The 17,555-nt window shown below is 50.1% G+C and carries 13 protein-coding genes; 10 read left to right on the forward strand and 3 right to left on the reverse strand.

Going from position 1 to position 17,555, the window contains the following annotated elements:
• The first annotated feature begins 221 nt into the window (after window positions 1–221).
• The 8 genes from BUA14_RS14080 (at window position 222) to BUA14_RS14115 (ending at window position 11,064) form a co-directional block, all read left to right on the forward strand.
• Entirely contained in the window at window positions 222–2,555 is a 2,334-nt protein-coding gene (locus tag BUA14_RS14080; RefSeq protein WP_072773170.1) for a molybdopterin-dependent oxidoreductase, read from the forward strand.
• Window positions 2,548–2,901, forward strand: coding sequence for a 4Fe-4S dicluster domain-containing protein (locus BUA14_RS14085; RefSeq protein WP_072773171.1), 354 nt, complete (start codon window positions 2,548–2,550; stop codon window positions 2,899–2,901). The genes BUA14_RS14080 and BUA14_RS14085 overlap by 8 nt, the downstream gene beginning before the upstream one ends.
• A 171-nt stretch (window positions 2,902–3,072) precedes the next feature.
• Window positions 3,073–3,888: a methyltetrahydrofolate cobalamin methyltransferase gene (locus tag BUA14_RS14090; protein WP_072773216.1), complete on the forward strand. Its 816-nt coding sequence runs from the start codon at window positions 3,073–3,075 to the stop codon at window positions 3,886–3,888.
• Between the two features lie 32 nt (window positions 3,889–3,920).
• The gene (locus BUA14_RS14095) at window positions 3,921–4,562 is read left to right on the forward strand and encodes a cobalamin B12-binding domain-containing protein (protein WP_072773172.1); all 642 of its coding nucleotides are present in this window, start codon (window positions 3,921–3,923) and stop codon (window positions 4,560–4,562) included.
• A 20-nt stretch (window positions 4,563–4,582) separates the two neighbouring features.
• Window positions 4,583–5,749 carry a uroporphyrinogen decarboxylase family protein gene (locus BUA14_RS14100; protein ID WP_072773173.1) on the forward strand — a complete coding sequence of 389 codons (1,167 nt, stop codon included), beginning with the start codon at window positions 4,583–4,585 and terminating at the stop codon, window positions 5,747–5,749.
• Between the two features lie 309 nt (window positions 5,750–6,058).
• Window positions 6,059–7,336 carry an MFS transporter gene (locus tag BUA14_RS14105; protein ID WP_072773174.1) on the forward strand — a complete coding sequence of 426 codons (1,278 nt, stop codon included), beginning with the start codon at window positions 6,059–6,061 and terminating at the stop codon, window positions 7,334–7,336.
• Between the two features lie 113 nt (window positions 7,337–7,449).
• Complete coding sequence (locus BUA14_RS14110) at window positions 7,450–8,823, forward strand: MFS transporter (RefSeq protein WP_072773175.1); 1,374 nt, start codon at window positions 7,450–7,452, stop codon at window positions 8,821–8,823.
• A 198-nt stretch (window positions 8,824–9,021) separates the two neighbouring features.
• Complete coding sequence (locus BUA14_RS14115) at window positions 9,022–11,064, forward strand: sigma-54 interaction domain-containing protein (RefSeq protein ID WP_072773176.1); 2,043 nt, start codon at window positions 9,022–9,024, stop codon at window positions 11,062–11,064.
• A gap of 116 nt (window positions 11,065–11,180) precedes the next feature.
• Here the strand turns inward: BUA14_RS14115 and BUA14_RS14120 are convergent, their stop codons facing one another.
• From BUA14_RS14120 to BUA14_RS27515, 3 genes are read right to left on the reverse strand one after another with little or no spacing between them, the layout of a single operon-like run.
• Complete coding sequence (locus BUA14_RS14120) at window positions 11,181–11,516, reverse strand: 4Fe-4S dicluster domain-containing protein (RefSeq protein WP_072773177.1); 336 nt, start codon at window positions 11,514–11,516, stop codon at window positions 11,181–11,183.
• 40 nt (window positions 11,517–11,556) lie between these two features.
• Entirely contained in the window at window positions 11,557–13,800 is a 2,244-nt protein-coding gene (locus BUA14_RS14125; protein WP_072773178.1) for a molybdopterin-dependent oxidoreductase, read from the reverse strand.
• 24 nt (window positions 13,801–13,824) lie between these two features.
• Window positions 13,825–13,992, reverse strand: coding sequence for a zinc finger domain-containing protein (locus BUA14_RS27515; protein ID WP_143153464.1), 168 nt, complete (start codon window positions 13,990–13,992; stop codon window positions 13,825–13,827).
• A 577-nt stretch (window positions 13,993–14,569) separates the two neighbouring features.
• Between BUA14_RS27515 and BUA14_RS14130 the strand changes: the two genes are divergently transcribed.
• Both BUA14_RS14130 and BUA14_RS14135 read left to right on the forward strand, forming a co-directional pair.
• Window positions 14,570–16,945, forward strand: coding sequence for a molybdopterin-dependent oxidoreductase (locus BUA14_RS14130; protein WP_072773217.1), 2,376 nt, complete (start codon window positions 14,570–14,572; stop codon window positions 16,943–16,945).
• The gene (locus BUA14_RS14135; protein ID WP_072773179.1) at window positions 16,946–17,296 is read left to right on the forward strand and encodes a 4Fe-4S dicluster domain-containing protein; all 351 of its coding nucleotides are present in this window, start codon (window positions 16,946–16,948) and stop codon (window positions 17,294–17,296) included. It begins immediately after the preceding gene.
• Window positions 17,297–17,555 lie beyond the last annotated feature (259 nt).

Consider the following 17,555-nt stretch of genomic DNA (forward strand, 5'->3'; position numbering starts at 1 on the left):
GCTTAGCGATGGAGGTGTGTAATCATGTGCTTTCGGCCCCCAAGTGCGGGAAAACCCAAAAAATGCCCTGACTGTGGCGCACTGAATCCCAGTGTCGTTAAAAATTGTGTCAAATGCAAAGCTGATTTATCCGCAGTCAAAACGGAAGAAAAAGCAGAAGACAGCTCACAATAATAGTTTTTTTGCTTTTTGAAAAAATTATAAAAAAGGAGAAGCGTTCCATGGCTGATTACAAAGAGTACTTATCCGGTATAAACCGTGAACTTTACCATGAGGGTGAGTGGCAATGGGAAGAGGGAGAGTACACTGTAACCCGCTCCCACCAGTATACAGCGCCGGGCTGCCACAATTCCTGCGGAGTATTGTTGTATACCAAAGACGGTAAACTGGAAAAAGTGGAGGGAGACCCTCTCAATCCCTTTAACAATGGCAAGTTATGCATGAGATGTTTGAACTTAGTGGAAGCGGTGGACCATCCCGACCGCTTAAAATACCCCATGAAACGGGTTGGCGAACGGGGTGAAAACAAATGGCAGCGCATTTCCTGGGATGAGGCCTATGCAATAATTTGTGAAAAAGTAAATTATTATAAAAAGGATTTTGGGCCGGAATCCATCGTAGGGGTTCACGGTACCGGCCGGAATATTAACTGGCAGCTGCCCATGCTGTTTAATGCGGGAATCCAGACCCCCAATATTTCCACTTTGTTCTTTTCCGGATTCGCCTGCTATCTGCCCCGTATCGTGGGCAGTACCGCCGTCAATGGGGATTTCATGATCGTGGATGCTTCGGTGCAGCATCCTGACCGTTATGCCAATGCCGAGTGGCAGGCCCCCGAATGTGTGATTGTGTGGGGCAACGATCCTTTAAAGAGCAATGCCGACGGCTTTCTGGGCCATTGGCTGGTCCAGTGCATGCAGATGGGCACCAAAATAATCTCCGTGGACCCCCGCCTGACCTGGTGGTCGGCCAGAGCGGAAGTCTGGCTGCCCATCCGTCCGGGAACCGATGCGGCCCTGGCCATTGGCATGCTCAATATCATTATTGAAGAAGATCTTTATGATCACGACTTTGTGGAAAACTGGACCTATGGTTTTGAAGAGCTGGCCGCAAGGGTAAAAGAATATCCCGTGGCCAAAGTTGCGGAAATCACCGGGTTACCGGCGGAAAAAATCCAAAAGGCCGCCCGCCTCTTCGCCCAGGCCAAACCGGCGGCGATTCAATGGGGTCTGGCTTTTGAACAGCAGATATCCTGTATGTCCTTGGTTTTAGCGGTGGCCGATCTCATCGGCATCACCGGGAATATCGATGTTCCCGGCGGAATGCTGCTGGTCAGACATGCCTTTAACGCCCACCGTCATTATAATTGCGGCAGCGAGTTCACCCCTCCGGAAGCAGCCGCCAAGAAACTGAATGGGGCAGCCAAGGGGGTTGCCGAGAACAGTATTGTTCCCCATGCTGATTCGGATGTCATCCTGCGGGCTATGGAAACGGGCAAACCTTATCCCCTGAAGATGCTTTGGGTGCAAAGCAGCAATTCACTGGCCTGTCCCGCCATGGATGCTCCCCGGGCTCTGGAGGCCATGAAGAAAATGGAGTTTATTCTCGTAGCCGATCCCTTCCTGACCCCGACGGCCGTAGCCGTGGCCGATATCGTTCTGCCGGTGGGAATGGGACCTGAGCGCAACAGTGTCCGCAACTGGTGGACACCCATGCGGGCCCAGAGCAAAGTCTGCCAATACTATGAAGCCAAAGGGGACGAGGAAATCGTGGTGGAATTCGGCAAAAGGCTGAACCCGGAAGCCTTCCCCTTTGAGAATGATGTGGATCTCCTCAACTGGTATCTGACCATGGACGGGGATTATCCGGGGAATTGGAGCGACCTGCGTGAGAAGACCTGGGAGTATTGGGATTGGGATGCGGCCTACCGCAAGTATGAAAAAGGCATGCTCCGTGAAGACGGTGAGATGGGCTTCAATACCCCCACCGGCAAGTTGGAGCTGGCCCCTCTGATGTATATGCAGTGGGAGCTGGACCCCCTTCCTTTCCACATCGAGCCCCCGGAAGGACCGGTGACCACCCCTGAGCTCTACGCAGAGTATCCCTTGATTCTGACCACAGGGGCTCGCTCCTATGAGTTCTTCCATTCTGAACACCGCCAGCTGCCCACCATGCGGGAATTCCATCCCGATCCCCTGGTGACCATGCACCCCGAGGTGGCTGCAGCCAATGGCATCAAAGCAGGGGAGTGGGTCTGGATCGAAAGCCCCCGGGGCCGCTTTAAACAAAAAGCCTATCTGACACCGGGCATCAATCCCCGGGTTATTAACGCGGAGCACGGCTGGTGGTTCCCGGAACAAGGTCCGGAAAATTGGTTCGGCGTATTCGACAGCAATCCCAACAACCTGACCCGGGCCGAGGTAACCGGGCAAGGTGGGATTGGTTCACCGATCAAGAGCATGCTGTGCAAAATCTATAAAGTCGAAGAAGGAGTCAATGATTTGATTTCGCCGACAGAACAAGTGGTCAAGCTGGGAGGGTTCAAACATGGCTGATAAGGATGAGAAAGTCTATGGTATTTTAATTGATTATGAGTTTTGCACGGGCTGCCATAGCTGTGAAGTGGCCTGTAAGAAAGAATTGAATTTGCCCGCCAATCAATTTGGCATCAAACTGACGGAAGTTGGTCCCTGGCCCATCGGGGAGGATCGCTGGGAATGGGTCTACATGCCGGTGATTACCAAGCAATGCAATCTATGTGAGGAGCGTGTGGCCGCAGGGAAAATGCCCAGCTGTGTCCAGCATTGTCAGGCCTGGTGCATGTATCACGGACCGGTGGAAGAGCTGATTAAAAAGATGCAGGGGAAATCAAGAATGTCCCTGATTGCCCCCCGGCAATAAGCAAGCCTGGACTTTCGCCGGCATCAATCCGGCGGGAGTCCGGCTCCCGATGGGTTCTTGATGAGTTCCCGTGAGGGCTTTACCGTGTTGCCGGTGCCCGGCGTGTTCCGGGTTATAGTTTCCCCGGCTGAAAGGTTGTTTGCTGGATTAAGGAAGGAGGAGAAAAGAAATTTGATTATTATCGGTGAAAAAATCAACGGAACCATTCCCCGCGTCAAGGAGGCTATTGCAACCAAAGATGAACGCTTTATCTCTGAGCTGGCCCTGAAGCAGGGGGAGGCGGGTGCGCATTATATCGATGTCTGTGCCGGCACCCCTCCCGAACAGGAAGTGGAAACCCTGGAATGGCTCATCCACAGTGTTCAGAAGGCTACGGATACCCCGATTTGCCTGGACAGTCCCAATCCAAAGGCCATTGAAGCGGTGTTTAACTATGTGAAACATCCGGGGCTGATCAACTCCGTGTCTTTGGAAGGGGATAAATGCGAGGTTGTTTTTCCCTTGATCCAGGGGACCCCGTGGCAAACGGTGGCCTTAACATGTGATAATGAGGGCATTCCTAAAGATGCTCAGAGCCGGGTAAGGATTGCCCAAAAGCTGGTGGAAAAAGCACAGGCTTATGGTATAACCCCGGACAGAATCCATATGGACCCCCTGGTGATCGCCTTGTCGGCGGACAATCAGTCCCTTTTAAATTTTGCGGAAGGGACCCGGAAGATCAAGGCCCTTTATCCTGATATCAAGGTGACTTCAGGTCTGAGCAATATTTCTTTTGGGATGCCTCTCCGAAAGATCATTAATCAGAACTTCCTGGCTTTAGCCATGTTTGCAGGAATGAACTCAGCCATCCTGGACCCCTTAAACAGAGAGCTGATGGCCACGCTCCTGGCTGTTGAAGCCCTGCTGGGGCAAGACCGGCACTGCCGCAATTTTGCCAATGCTTATCGGAAGCAAAGAATCGGGCCGGTAAAAGCAGCTGCCGGTTGAAGGAAACCCTATGGAACGAGGGAGGAAAGCTCATGATTGATTTAAGAAAGTTAGCCCAGTGGATCAGTGATTTGGATGAAGATGCGGTCATGGATGCGCTGCATGACTTTGTTGCCGCCAATCCCAGCCAAGAAGAGGCTCAGGAGGTGGTAAACGCATGTCAGCAGGGGATGGCCATGGTGGGTGAGCTGTTTGAGAAGAATGAGTATTATGTGGGGGATCTGATCTTTTCCGGCGAGATTTTAGCCAATGCCCTGGAGGTGCTGAAACCCGTTTTAGGCGCCAGGGATGCGGCTAAAGCCGGTTCCATCGTCCTCGGTACTGTTGAAGGGGATTTGCACGATATTGGCAAGAACATCTTTAAAGGGATGGCGGAAGCGGCGGGCTTTGAAGTTTATGACCTGGGTATCGATCAGTCCGCCGGTGCCTTTGTGGCCAAAATCAAGGAAGTGAAGCCGGCCATTGTCGGTATGAGCGGTGTTTTGACTCTGGCCCTGGACTCCATGAAGAACATCGTCGTTGCCCTTGAGGAAGCCGGCTTGCGCAAGGATCTGAAAGTGATTATCGGGGGTAATCCGGTGACGGAAGATGCCTGCAGGAACATTGGCGCCGATGCCTTTACGATCAATGCGGCTGAAGGGGTAAAGATCTGCAAGAGCTGGGTAGCTCAGTAGAAGGAAAAGAGGGATGAAAATTGGAACGTGCCCAAGAGCTTTATCAAGAGCGCCTGACCAGACTTAATACAGCCTTTGCCAATGGCAAACCCGACTGCGTGCCGATTTTGAGCATGGCAGCCGAATATGTCTATCGGATTCAGGATATCAGGCCCATTGATGCCTACCAGGATATAGGGGTTATGGAAAAGGCCTACCGCAATTTCTTCTCTGAAGTCTACTTCGACGGGTTTCTGATTCCGGTGATCGGCAGGAACAAACTGGATACTCTGCGGCTGTTAGGGGGAGGGACGTCTCAATACTTGCCCGACGGCTCCTTTCAGACCAAACCCGGCTCCATCAATGTTATGGAACCCAGTGAGTATGACGACTTGATCGCTGATCCGGCCCGGTTTTTTATCGAAAAGGTTATGCCCAGACGGTTTAAGCTGCTGGCTGAAGACTACAGTGCCGAAAAATATGAAACCTTTGTTGAGGCCCTCAGAAGTCTTTTAGCAGGCCGCAGCGCCACCCAGCCGGTTACCGATATGTTGAAACATGAGCTGGGTCTTGTGGAACTCCAGCAGGGGGGCATGTATAATCCGGTGGATATTATTCTGGACTTCCTCAGGGATTTCCAGGGGATTTCCGGCGATATTAAACGCCGTCCGGAAGCCGTGAGGGATGCCGGACTGGCTATTATGGACTGGCTGCTGGCCATGGCAACCATGAACCCGCCGGATGAGAATAAACGGATTACCATTCCCATGCATCTGCCTACCTTCTTGAGGCCAAAGGAGTTCGAAACGGTTTACTGGCCCTCTTATAAGAAATTTGCTTACGCTTTGGCGGAGCGGGGCTATCAAATTTATTATCTATTTGAAGGAAACTACGAGCACCTTCATGACTATCTCCAGGAGCTGCCGAAGAACAGGGTGTCCGGGCTGTTTGAACATGACGATCTCAAGCTGGTCAAGAAAAACTTGGGACATATGATGTGTATCGTGGGCGGCATGCCGACGCGGATGCTTTATTATCAAACGCCGGAAGAGTGCATCGCCCATGTAAAAAATGTCCTGGATACGGTAGCCGTCGATGGGGGCTTTATCCTGGGCCCGGATGTCCCCATGCTGTCCAAAACAGACGGGAAATTGGCAAATTTCAAAGCAGTCAATGACTTTGTTCATCATTATGGGCTGTATAGCTGATCCTGATTTTTTAGGAGGTTGTGGAAATGACCAATTATGAAATGGCCCAAAAGGCGGCGGAAGAACTATTTAAGGCAAAGACTCCAGAACAAGTTGAAACCTTCACTCAATTTATCGCGTTCTTAATCATGGGGTAAGCATTGACAGGCAATAGGGTTGAAGCAATCTGCACTATTTCTGCAGATATGACAGCATTATCTTTAGAAAAATCAGGGCAAAGGAGGGCAGTGTTTTTTAATTTAATGTGAAGCTATTCGTAAATGAAGCTGTTCTAAAACTTAAAAAATGATTAGGAAAGGGGAATGTTAAATGTCTGAACCCAAACCAGGCCAAAAGCCCCACTATGGCGGTGCAGTTAAAGCCGCCGTGTTATCCATCATGCTGCTGCAGTACTTACAGGCTTTGACCTCACCGGCTGCCGGTGCTATTTTGAAGCATTTCGAGCAATTTGGGTACACTTCACTGGACATTAAACAAATTCAGACCATCCCGACTTTGGTTATGATCTTTGCCTGTATGGCCATTATCCCTATGGCCAATAAGCTGCGCAAGAAAACAATTCTTAAAATTGCCATGGCCTTGATTTTTTTTGGTGGAATCGCACCAGGGATCGGACCGGACAGCATGATGTTCATCTATGCTTGCCGGGTGGTTTTTGGCTGTGGTTATGGTATGATTTATGCTTTAGCCTCTTCATTTATTGTTGATCTTTTTGACGGCCCTGAGCAAAAACAAATGATGGGCTGGAAGACGGCTGCCGGTTCGATTGGCGGGATTATCTTTCAGACCGTGGGCGGCTTTTTGGCGGCGATGTACTGGAAATATGCTTTCTTGGGCTTTCTCGTGGCGCTGCCCTTTATCTTATTGATTTTATGGAAATGCCCGGACCCCTCCGAGCTGGAGGAATTTAACCCGGCAAAAGAAGCCGGCCAGCCCAAAGCAAAGGTGGAAAAGGGCCATTGGTTCGTCATTGTTTTGGCCGCTCTGAATGTGATGATCTTCTCTTCGTTTATGATCAATATGCCCATCGTGATTATGACCGAAGGACTGGGGACTCCCAATACCATTGCTTTAGTTATGAATCTTTTTACTGTGGGAATTTTCCTGGGCAGCTTCACCTACGGCTGGACCACTAAACTATTGAAGCGATTTGACATACCCTTCACCATCCTGGTTTATGGTATCGTCCTGGTGATCCTGCCCCGTTTCGTCACCTTGCCGGTCTATATGATCTGTGCTTTGATCTTTGGCTGGGCTTTTGGCGCCTACAACCCCAGTCTGGTTCTGGCCGTATCCCGTCAGGGGAGCGCTCTGGCAGCTACCGCAGCCATTGCTTTCTTCGTTGCCGGGCAAGGGCTGGGACAGTTTATCCAACCTTACTTTATGCTGCTTACGGGAGTTTTTGGGCTTAACGAACCTTGGGGTGAACTGGCTCCCTGGGTTATGGCAGGTCCCATGCTCATTGCTATTTCAATCTGCAGTTTTATTTGGGTTGTCAAAATTACCAACAGGAAATTCCCCTATGAAGGGAATGTCAAAGCTGTGGGTAAGGCAGATCAGACCATGGAGAGTCCGCTGGACAGTTAAATACAGGAATTAAAAGAGGGGCTGTGAAAATAAAAAGGATTTCATGAGCCCCTTCATTAAACTGGCAATGGTCAGTGTAAGGTCGATGTGGAGAATAATTAAGGGGTGAAAACGTGGAAATTCTAAAGAATTCAGAGACTGTAAGTCTTCAGGGCTTTCTCGATGAAAGAGTGGCCTGGCGGGAAAAAGCTGCCTATGCCATGGGGGATGTAGGGGCAAACGTAGTATGGGCTACCCTGACGTCCTTCATGACCTTCTTTTTCACTGATGTGGCGAGAATCGGTGCCGCAGCCGTCGGCAGCATTTTCCTGATATCGCGGATTCTGGATGCTTTCAGCGATGTGGGCATGGGAGTCTTAGTGGACAGAACCAACCATAGGTACGGTAAAGCCCGGCCCTGGCTCTTGTGGGTGGCGATACCCTATGGGATCGGGGCGGTTTTGCTTTTTAGTGTTCCCAGCTTTGGGATGACCGGAAAAATCATTTATGCGTTTCTAACCTATAATCTGATGTCTACGGTATTATACACTATTTTTGCTCAGCCTTATCATACCCTGATGGCGTTGATGACACGGGATCAGTATCAACGGTCACTGCTTACGGTGATGAGGATGTTTGCCGGTGTTTGTACCGCCATTGTCATCAATAATGTGACCCTTCCTCTGGTTGAGCATTTTGGGGGCGGTGCTGCCGGCTGGCAGAAAACCATGGCTGTTTATGGCGCCATAGCGGCAGTGGTGATTATTTTGGTTTTCTTGTTTACGAAGGAAAGGGTCAGAGGGGTCACTGCCAAGAAAACACCGGTTAAGGAAGGGCTGAAAGCTCTTGCTGCCAATAAATATTGGCTGATGATTCTCGTGGTAGGTGTTTTGGTCTATATTCTGTTTGCCCTCCCGGGGGTGAATATTTACTATGCCCGTTATGTATTGGGCAATTCCATGTACCTGGGTTCCATTATGACCTGTACCTTTGTCCCCAATCTGCTTTGTTTTGCGGCAATTCCTCTGGCCCTGAAAATCTTCAGCAAACGCATGCTGGTTTTCATAGGATTTCTTTTCTATGCCATAGGAACAGGAGTTTTGCTGGTGAATCCTGCGCATATCAATTATGTTTTGCTGGGAGTTTTCATTAAAGGTCTTGGTTTTGCTCCCTTGGCGGGCACATTGTATGCCTTTATAGCCGATACTATCGAATATGGTGAATGGAAGACGGGGCTGAGAATGGAAGGACTGATCATGAGTGCGGCAAGCTTCGGACAGAAGGTGGGCACAGGCATCGGGCTGGCAATCATGGGGTGGCTGCTGGCCTGGGGCAATTATGTGGGCAATGCCGCCACTCAATCACAAGAGGCTCTTCATGTGATCACCTTTATGTTTATTCAGCTTCCTTTGTGCATTTATGCCGCAATTATTGCCATCATGTATTTTTACAAACTGGACAGGGAGTATCCGGCAATTATTGAGGAGTTGAACCAAAGAAGATCATGACGGGAAGAAAACTGTGAAGGGATTTAGAATTGAAAAGATTGAAGAGGGCAGAAATAGTGTCCTCTTTTTGTAATTGCGGAATCTTTGAATTTTATATAAATCTTTTATGGTAGAATGAAGATAGAACAATTTTTCACAAGAACTTCCCGGCAAGTCCTATTATGCGTAAGAAGTACAGAAAGTTTGGAGGGTTTTTTAATGATCGTTACCGAAAAGAGTTTTTCTGACCAAACATACTGGGAAGGGATAGCGCGATGTAAAACTCAATTTGTGAATAATGAAGAAGACCCTTTGCTCAATCCCTATTTGCGCAAGGAAGTGGCAGAATCCTGGATCAGATCAAAAAATAATGGGGTTTTTCCTTGGACATCTTATAGTAAATACCACCTGACAGAGGAAGAGTGGCGTTTGCTGAAGGAGCAGAATGAGCGGCTTATTCATATAGCCCAGCCACTGATCAGTAATTATTTGGGGCTGGCTTCTACCAATGGACATTCCCTGGAACTGTTTGACCCCAGCGGTGCCTTTTTGCTGGGGATTCATATCAATATTTCTTCAACTCCGGTCCTGTCCATTGTGTTTAATGAAAGTACCACAGGCACCACCGCTCATGGTTTGGCGACTTATCACAAGAAACCCTTCCAGCTGATCGGGCCGGAGAACTATCTTGATGTCTGGCAGAATATGATCTGTTCCGCAGCCCCTATTTTAGATGAGATGGGCGAAGTTCTGGGGACCTTGGCTTTGGTTCAGGATATGGGTGAGAAACCCTGGGAAAAGAACCGGTCTAATTTGCATGTTCATTCCCTGGGCTGGGTCAGCTCCCTGGCAGAAGCGATTGGCAACCAGATCAAAATTCAAAATGGTTATGATGTGCTCAATCAGGTGAATAACGACTTAAGAAAGGCTACGGAAACCTTGAAAATTATCCTGGAATTTATTGATGAAGGGGTGATCACCATTGAGCCCAATGGGCGGATCCTCAGCTCGAATCATGAGGGCAGCAGAATATTGAATGTGAATCATGGCGAGATAAGAGGGCAAAACATTGCGGAGTTTCTGCTGCCCAAGTCGGCGTTAATGGACTATGTAGCTGCTAACAAAACTGTCGATTACATGGAGGAATATGTGGTCAATGGCCGGGAAGAGAAGCAGTATTTGGTGAGCTTGCGGCCGGTGTATAAGCAAGGCAATAGCGAACTGGATTTTGCCATTCTCCGTTTTAATCATTCGGACAAGATCAATGCACTGGTTAACACCAGGAGCGGGGCTGTAGCAAAATTTCGGTTTGAAGATATTGTGGGGCAAAGCGAAGCTATGTTAAAAGCGAAAGCTTTAGCCAGGCGTTTTGCCAGAACCCGTGAAAATGTCCTTTTGCTGGGGGAAAGCGGGACAGGCAAAGAACTTTTCGCCCAAGCACTTCATAACAGCCACCGCCCGGGGGGGCCCTTTATTGCCGTGAACTGTGCCGCCATGCCCCGGAATTTGATCGAAAGCGAGCTTTTTGGTTATGAAAGCGGCTCCTTCACAGGGGCGGAGAAAAATGGACGGCCGGGCAAGATAGAACTGGCCAACGGGGGAACCCTTTTTCTGGATGAAATCGGCGATATGCCCATTGAGTTGCAGGCGGTGTTGCTGCGGGTTCTGCAGGATAAAATGGTTATGCGGCTGGGAGGAAGAAACTATCGGCAGGTTGATTTCCGCCTGATAACGGCAACCAATCAGGATCTGAAACTCTTAGCTCAAGAGAGGAAGTTTCGTGACGATCTCTATTTCAGACTTTCTGTTCTTAATATAGAGATACCCCCTCTGCGCAGCAGAGGCTTCGATATTGCCATACTTGCGGAGCACTTTATTGAAAATTATGCCAAGCGGGTGGGACTGCCGGCTGCGGTGATCAGCCCGGAGGCCAAACGAAGGATTTTGGAATATAATTGGCCGGGCAATGTCCGCCAACTGGAAAATGCCATGATCTATGCCGTAAATTTGGCTGAAGATGGCCAGATTATGCTCAGTCACTTGCCCAAGGAATTGTTTGAAAAAAGAACGGCCTTGCCCATGGTCAGTGAAAAGGAGTGTGATAGCCTGGAGGATCTGTTCTCGATGAAGGATCTGGAGAAAGTGACCATAAAAAAGGCCTTGGAGAGATCCGGCAATAGTGTGGCCATCGCTTCGGATTTATTGGGAATCAGTAAAACCACTCTGTATAGAAAATTAAAAGAACATAATATTCACTATTGATAAGTCAATGAGCCAAAAGGGATGGGCCCATAGGCTAAGGAATGGACCCAGTGCCGCTTTAGCATAAGCAGAGAATCTTAATGATAAGCGGCACTTAGGTAAGGGTGATGAGGAGCTTAAGGAAGATAGACGGTAACCTTTTTGCCCTTGGCGTCCATGCTTTTCATCAGTTCATCCAGGGGGCCATATTCAATGCACTGAGTTAAGCAGTTATGGACACAGGCCGGTTTGCGGCCTTCAGCCACACGGTCGGCACAGAGGTCGCAAAGGGAGGTGGGAACGGGGACATAGTCCCATTCCGTTTGCTCTCCGCTGAGCCTGAAAGGTCCGACCTGAGTCAGTTTGATCCCCCATTGCTCCAGGGGGATGCCGTGGGCGTTCCGGCAGGCAAGTTCACAGCTATGGCAGCCTGAGCACCAGCCGTAATTGATGAGTAGACCATTACGAGACATCTTCGTTCCTCCTGTCTGAATTGCGGATGAGATGGTTCAATCAGTCTTCTAAACCGCTTACTTTGTATACTTTGCAGAGATTGCTTTTGTAGTTGGCGCCTAAACCAAGCTTGCCGATTTTTTTGTGGGGCATCAGCATGTTGATATTGGATTTAAAAGTACCGAACAGGTTGGGTTCGGCCCCGGCTTGTTCCGGGTACCACCAGCCGTGGAGGGCATGAACGACCTTCGGATGAACCGTGGGCTGAACCAGCGCTTTCATGCGGCATTGGCCAAGATGGTTCTCAATGGCCACCCAGTCGCCGTCTTGAATGCTCAGGCCGGCGGCGGTGTCAGGATGGATTTCAACCGTAGGCCAAGGGGTGATTTGCCTTAAGGAAGGAATCTGTCTGTGCTCCGAATGGAAGGAGGTAAATTTTCTGCCTCCGGTAGTCAGAACCAAGGGGTATTGAGCAAATAGTTCAGGGGTGCGGTAAGGACTGAAGGGAGGTTCCTGGAAATAAGGGAGGGGATCTTCTCCCCAGCTTTCAAAGATGGTGGCTTTTAATTCGATGAGGCCGGTCAAGGTTTCAAAGCCTGGTTCGCCGTCACTGCGCAATAAGCCTTGCTCGTATTTCTTATAGACATAGTGCTGCTGTTGAACAACCTTATCTTTAAGGCCAGGATAATCCAGTCCGGTTTTCTCCTCGATCTGCTCGGTAAAGAAGTCGGACACGGTCTCCCAAGGCCAGGCTTGGGGGTTTAAACGCTTGCCTAACTCAAAGCAGATTTCCAGGTCGGATTTACATTCTCCCACCCGTTCGATGCACTGGTTAACCGCCCCCAGGAAAGCCGAATTGCGTCCAAAGTGAGGAATGACCACACCGTCATGCTCGGCAAAGGTGGCGATAGGCAGGACAATATCGGCATAAGCAGCCACCGTGGGGGTCATAAAGAGCTCCTGGCAGACCCAAAACTCTATTTTCTTAAAGGCCTCATACCAGCGCTTAGGCACCGGTGCCGCATTGGCAAGGGGGTTTTGGCTGTTGGACCACACCATCTTAATGGGGTAAGGCTGCTGTTGTTCAAAGTATTCCAAGGTATTGTCCGGGCTGCAGGCCATCAGGCCATAATTGAAGAAGGGGAACTCTTTATTGCCGATGCGGTTCTCGTAAATTTCCTCAGGAATCTGCTTGTGGGTATCATAGCGCCATTTCCCCATGAAGCTGGCAGGCTCGGCCAGGGTATTGCCCCCCGGGACGTCAAGGTTGCCGGTCAGGGTCATGAGGTAAAGAACCCCTTGAATGGCCTGAATACCGTTCCAGTTCATATCCAGAGCCACACCCCACTGAATGCTGGAATTGCCGGCCTGGGCAAAAGCACGGGCGGCCTGGACAATGGTTTCTTCCTTAATCCAGCAGATAGCCGCTACTTTGCGGGGGGAATATTCCTGAACACGCTCTCTCAGAGCATCCAGTCCAAAGGTCCATTTTTCCACAAATTCATGATCATAGAGATCCTCGTTGATAATAACGTTCAGCATGCCTAAAGCCAAGGCTGCGTCCGTACCGGGACGAAGCTGGAGGTGGTATTCCGCACGGGAGGTCAGCCAGGTAACTCTGGGGTCCACGGCGATAATTTTCGTGCCCCGCTTCATCATATCCACAATAGCATGGCCGAAGAATCCGTCGGAATTGGATTCAAGGGGGCTTTTGCCCCAAATGATGATGTATTCGGGAAGCTGGAATTCAGGGTTGTCGTAGCGGTCGGCGAAGTAAGCGGCATAGTCAATTTCCGGATAACCTGCTCCTAAGACATATTCGGTAACGGCACAGCGGGGGCCGTAACAGGAAAGGCCGCTTAAAACCCCCACATTGTTGGGTGTCTGCAACACCGCATAGGATAAGGCAGGGAAGTAAAAGGTGGCTTCACGGCCAGTGCCCCCCATCATGGCAATGGATTCCAGCCCGTATTGCTTTTGATAATATCTGACCTTCTCTTCAATTAGATCATAGGCTTCATCCCAGGTGATGCGTTCCCATTTATCCTCGCCTTTTTTGCCTGCACGCTTCATGGGATAAAGAATTCTGTCCGGATGGTAAATAGCTTCCGGGAGTGACAGACACCTTACACAGACGCGTCCCTGAGAAACGGGGTGCTCAGGATCACCTTCCACTTCCACCAGCTTGCCGTCTTTCACGTGCATGATCAGCCCGCAGCCCGTAGGATGACAACCTGGGGCAGACCAGGCACAGGTTCTCACAGTGTAATCCTTTTCTGTACCTTCCTTGTATTTTACAGCCATTTGCTTCATTCTCTCCTTACATTATCAGCGCTCAGTATGATTAGGGGGTTGAGGATTCCTGACCTCTTCTTTGCCTATTTCCGTACCGCAAAAAGGGCATTTTGCAGCCATGTGACCTTGTTGCAGGGTTAATTTTTTTTGGCAGCCGGAACAAATGATAACTTTAGATACGGCTGCGGGTCTGAAACACATCGGGGCATCCTCCTCCTTTCTTGCACTTTCAGAAAGCATAACGACCTTGCCTGCTTTCTTCCAGCATAAGTGCAACCAACGGCTTCACCTTTCTGGATGCGTGACTAAAAGGCAAACAAGTGCGAAGACATGTCTTCGGGCGAAGCCGGGTTTTCTTTAGGATGTCGTGTTTAATTCACCTCCAGCACTGAATAGTGAGGGCTGTATTAAGCCGCCGCCTCTATTTACTTGCAAATACCGTACCATACTATTGAATTTTCTTAGCTATTATTATCCTTTTAGATAAGGTGAGGTCTCAGAAAAACCAGATAGGGCAGAAAGACAAGCTTTAGGGTTTTAGGGATTTACATTCTGAAACAAAAAGAACAGATTTAGGCCGGATAGAAACAGATTGGAAAAAGCTCAGGCTGAGAAAATTCAGGATAAAAAGACCTTAACCTAAGCAATCAAGCTTTCCTTGATCCTTGTGAGGAAGTTGGCATAAAAAATGCAATGGCATAAAGGTGTTCGGAATAAGAAGGAAAAAGCATCGGCCGGAGGGTGCAAAGGCGGATGCGGAACAAGAAAGGAGAACACCATGGAATTTAAAAACGACTTAGGCAAGCCTTGGAAGTATGAGGAAGACGGTTTCACGGTCATCCGGACTTCCGTATGGTCTCCCCCGGGTTGTCATCCGGTGGGCTGCGGACTGAAGCTCTATGTGAATCAAGAGGGTATTCTTGAGAAAATCGAAGGGGACGAGAACGATCCCATCACCAAAGGCCGGCTTTGCGTCAGATGCCTGGATCTTAAAGAAGTGATCTATAATCCCAGCCGTATTCTCTATCCCATGAAGCGCAATCCTCGGGACCGGGGCAAGGCTGACAAATGGGAACGCACCACCTGGGAAGAAGCCTATGCAATGATTAAGCAGAAGCGGGATTTTGTCATCGAAAATTACGGTGTGGAGGCGATTGCCGCTTACAGCGGTACCGGCCGCAACGGCGGTATTATGGTACAGGAATTTGCCCATGAGGTGCTGGGCACACCCAATGCCTGCTATACTCAGTCCGGCTATGCCTGTTATACTCCCCGTGCGGCCGCTACTGCAGCGATCACGGGCTGTTATTACCCGGAGATCGATTATGGGGGCGGTGTGGAAGGGACCTATGATAACCCTGACTACAAGATTCCGGAAGTGATTGTGCTTTGGGGGAAGGAGCCTTTGCCTTCCAACGGCGACGGTCTCTTTGGCCACGCTTTGATCGATTTGATGAAGCGGGGCACCCAAATTATTTCCGTGGATCCCCGTGTCAATTGGCTGGCGACACGATCCGCCGTCCATCTGCGCCTGCGCCCGGGTACGGATGCGGCTATGGGGATGGCCTGGCTCAATGTGATTATCAATGAAGAGCTGTATGATCAGGATTTCGTGGAAAACTGGTGTTACGGCTTTGATGAACTGAAAGAGCGGGTGGCTGATATGACTCCGGAAAAGGCGGCAGAGATCTGCCGGGTGGATGCGGAGATCATCAGGAAGGCCGCCAGAATGTATGCCGGTGCCGCCCAAGCGGGAATTGCCTGGGGCCTGGCCATCGACCAGAACCAGAACGGCACCCAGGCTGCCCAGTGTATCTTAAGTTTGATCGCCATTACGGGGAATCTGGATAAACCCGGGGGCCAGCTGGTGGGAGAAGCCAAATCGGCAGTGCCGGAAGCAGAGGATGGTATGACCTCCACCTATGCGGCTACCGGACATCAATTGGACGGATGGGTCGCCTTGGGGGAGGAACTGAGAAATAAAACCATCGGCATGAAGGAGTATCCACTGTACGTCAATTCCATCCGCAATGCCCATGCCGACCTGATGCTGGACTGCCTCATGACGGATAAACCTTATCGGATCGTGATGGCCATGATTCAGTCCACCAATATTATTGCCCCAACCAACTCTGCGGAAAGCAAAAAGTGGCATCAAGCCCTGAAAAGGCTGGATTTTGTCTTTGCCACCGACGTTTTTATGACTCCCACTATTCAGGCCTGTGCCGATTTGTTCCTGCCCTTGAAATGCGCCCCGGAGCACGACAGCATTAACTACACCCATTATTCCGGCTCTCAGATTCATTTTGGGGTCACCAATCAGGCCATCGCAGTGGGCGAGTGCAAGAGTGATGTTGAGATTGCCGTAGAGTTGGGCAAATACCTGGGCAGGGAGCAGTATGTAACAAGACATACGGATGAAAAAGCGTGGCTCAACAACCGGCGTGCCCAAAGAAATCTGATCGGCGGCGGCAAGGAAGATTTCGATACAATCCGGGAAAAGGTACACATCCAGCAGGGACGCAAATATTACAAGTATCAGACAGGCCATCTCCGCCCCGATCGTCAGACCGGGTTCCTGACCACAACGGGACGGGTTGAGCTTTATTCCTACATGTTCGAAGGTGTGGGCTCAGATCCGCTGCCTTATTACCGGGAGCCTCCCTTCAGCCCCTATTCCACTCCTGAATTAGCCAAAGAGTATCCCTTCATCCTGACCACCGGCGCCCGGACTTACGCCTACTTCCACAGCGAACACCGTCAGGTTCCGCTGTTACGTGAATTAAATCCGAACCCCCTGCTCGAGGTTAACCCGGAAGATGCTGCTGCTTTGGGTTTGCTGGAAGGGCAGTGGGTGGAAATCTCCAACCAGTTCGGGGAAGCTAAGTTTAAGGCCAAGGTAACCCCCACAGTACGCCAAGGTACGGTCATGGCACAGCACGGTTGGTGGTTCCCGGAACAGGAGGCCGATGAACCCAATCTCTCCGGGGTATGGCATTCCAATGTCAATACGCTGATTCCCAATCATTACAATGGCTCCCTGGGATTTGGAGCGCCTTATAAATGCATGATCTGCAAAATCACGCCCCTCAAGGAAAGCTATGATGTGGATATGAACCGATTCCAGGAGAAATTCAGAAAGGTGGCGGGTTGAATGGCGGGGTACGGACTTTTAATCGACTATGAATATTGTACCGGTTGTCAGAGCTGCGAGATTGCTTGCAAGACCGAACATGATTTCCCGGTAGGAAAATGGGGAATCCGGGTTTTTGAAGAGGGACCCTGGCAGAAGGACGATGCTGACGATGAAGGAAGTCATTTTAATTGGAACAAAGTTCCTATTCCTACGGATTTATGCGACGGCTGTAAGGACAGGGTGGCCGCAGGCCGGAAGCCCACCTGTGTGCACCACTGCCTGGCTGATGTGATGCGTTTTGGAACCCTCGAAGAGCTCAGTGCAGAACTGGCCAGGAAACCTAAGCAGGTACTCTGGTCAATCAAGTAGACTGCCCCGGAGGCATTAGGAAAGACGGAGCTGCGGGGGCGGGCGCCTATGCAGCTCTGATGCGGAGGTCATGATGTGCGGATACGGAAATATATGTATTGGCTGTAATCGATGTGGAAAGTCCACGGCTATGCCGGGCCAAAAAAGGTTATGCTTGGCCTGCGGTACCGAGCCTCCCGCCGATGCGAAATATTGTCCGGTTTGCCAGCGCAAACTTCCTCCTGTGTTTCCGTCGTCCGCGGGAGAAATTCAGCCTGAA

The sequence above is a fragment of the Desulfitobacterium chlororespirans DSM 11544 genome (assembly GCF_900143285.1).
Classification (GTDB): Bacteria; Bacillota; Desulfitobacteriia; order Desulfitobacteriales; family Desulfitobacteriaceae; genus Desulfitobacterium; species Desulfitobacterium chlororespirans.

Coding starts and splice junctions, on each gene's coding strand:
- BUA14_RS14080 (WP_072773170.1), top strand. CDS start 222: ATGGCTGATTACAAAGAGTACTTATCCGGTATAAACCGTGAACTTTAC.
- BUA14_RS14085 (WP_072773171.1), top strand. CDS start 2,548: ATGGCTGATAAGGATGAGAAAGTCTATGGTATTTTAATTGATTATGAG.
- BUA14_RS14095 (WP_072773172.1), top strand. CDS start 3,921: ATGATTGATTTAAGAAAGTTAGCCCAGTGGATCAGTGATTTGGATGAA.
- BUA14_RS14105 (WP_072773174.1), top strand. CDS start 6,059: ATGTCTGAACCCAAACCAGGCCAAAAGCCCCACTATGGCGGTGCAGTT.
- BUA14_RS14115 (WP_072773176.1), top strand. CDS start 9,022: ATGATCGTTACCGAAAAGAGTTTTTCTGACCAAACATACTGGGAAGGG.
- BUA14_RS14120 (WP_072773177.1), bottom strand. CDS start 11,516: ATGTCTCGTAATGGTCTACTCATCAATTACGGCTGGTGCTCAGGCTGC.
- BUA14_RS14125 (WP_072773178.1), bottom strand. CDS start 13,800: ATGGCTGTAAAATACAAGGAAGGTACAGAAAAGGATTACACTGTGAGA.
- BUA14_RS27515 (WP_143153464.1), bottom strand. CDS start 13,992: ATGTGTTTCAGACCCGCAGCCGTATCTAAAGTTATCATTTGTTCCGGC.
- BUA14_RS14130 (WP_072773217.1), top strand. CDS start 14,570: ATGGAATTTAAAAACGACTTAGGCAAGCCTTGGAAGTATGAGGAAGAC.
- BUA14_RS14135 (WP_072773179.1), top strand. CDS start 16,946: ATGGCGGGGTACGGACTTTTAATCGACTATGAATATTGTACCGGTTGT.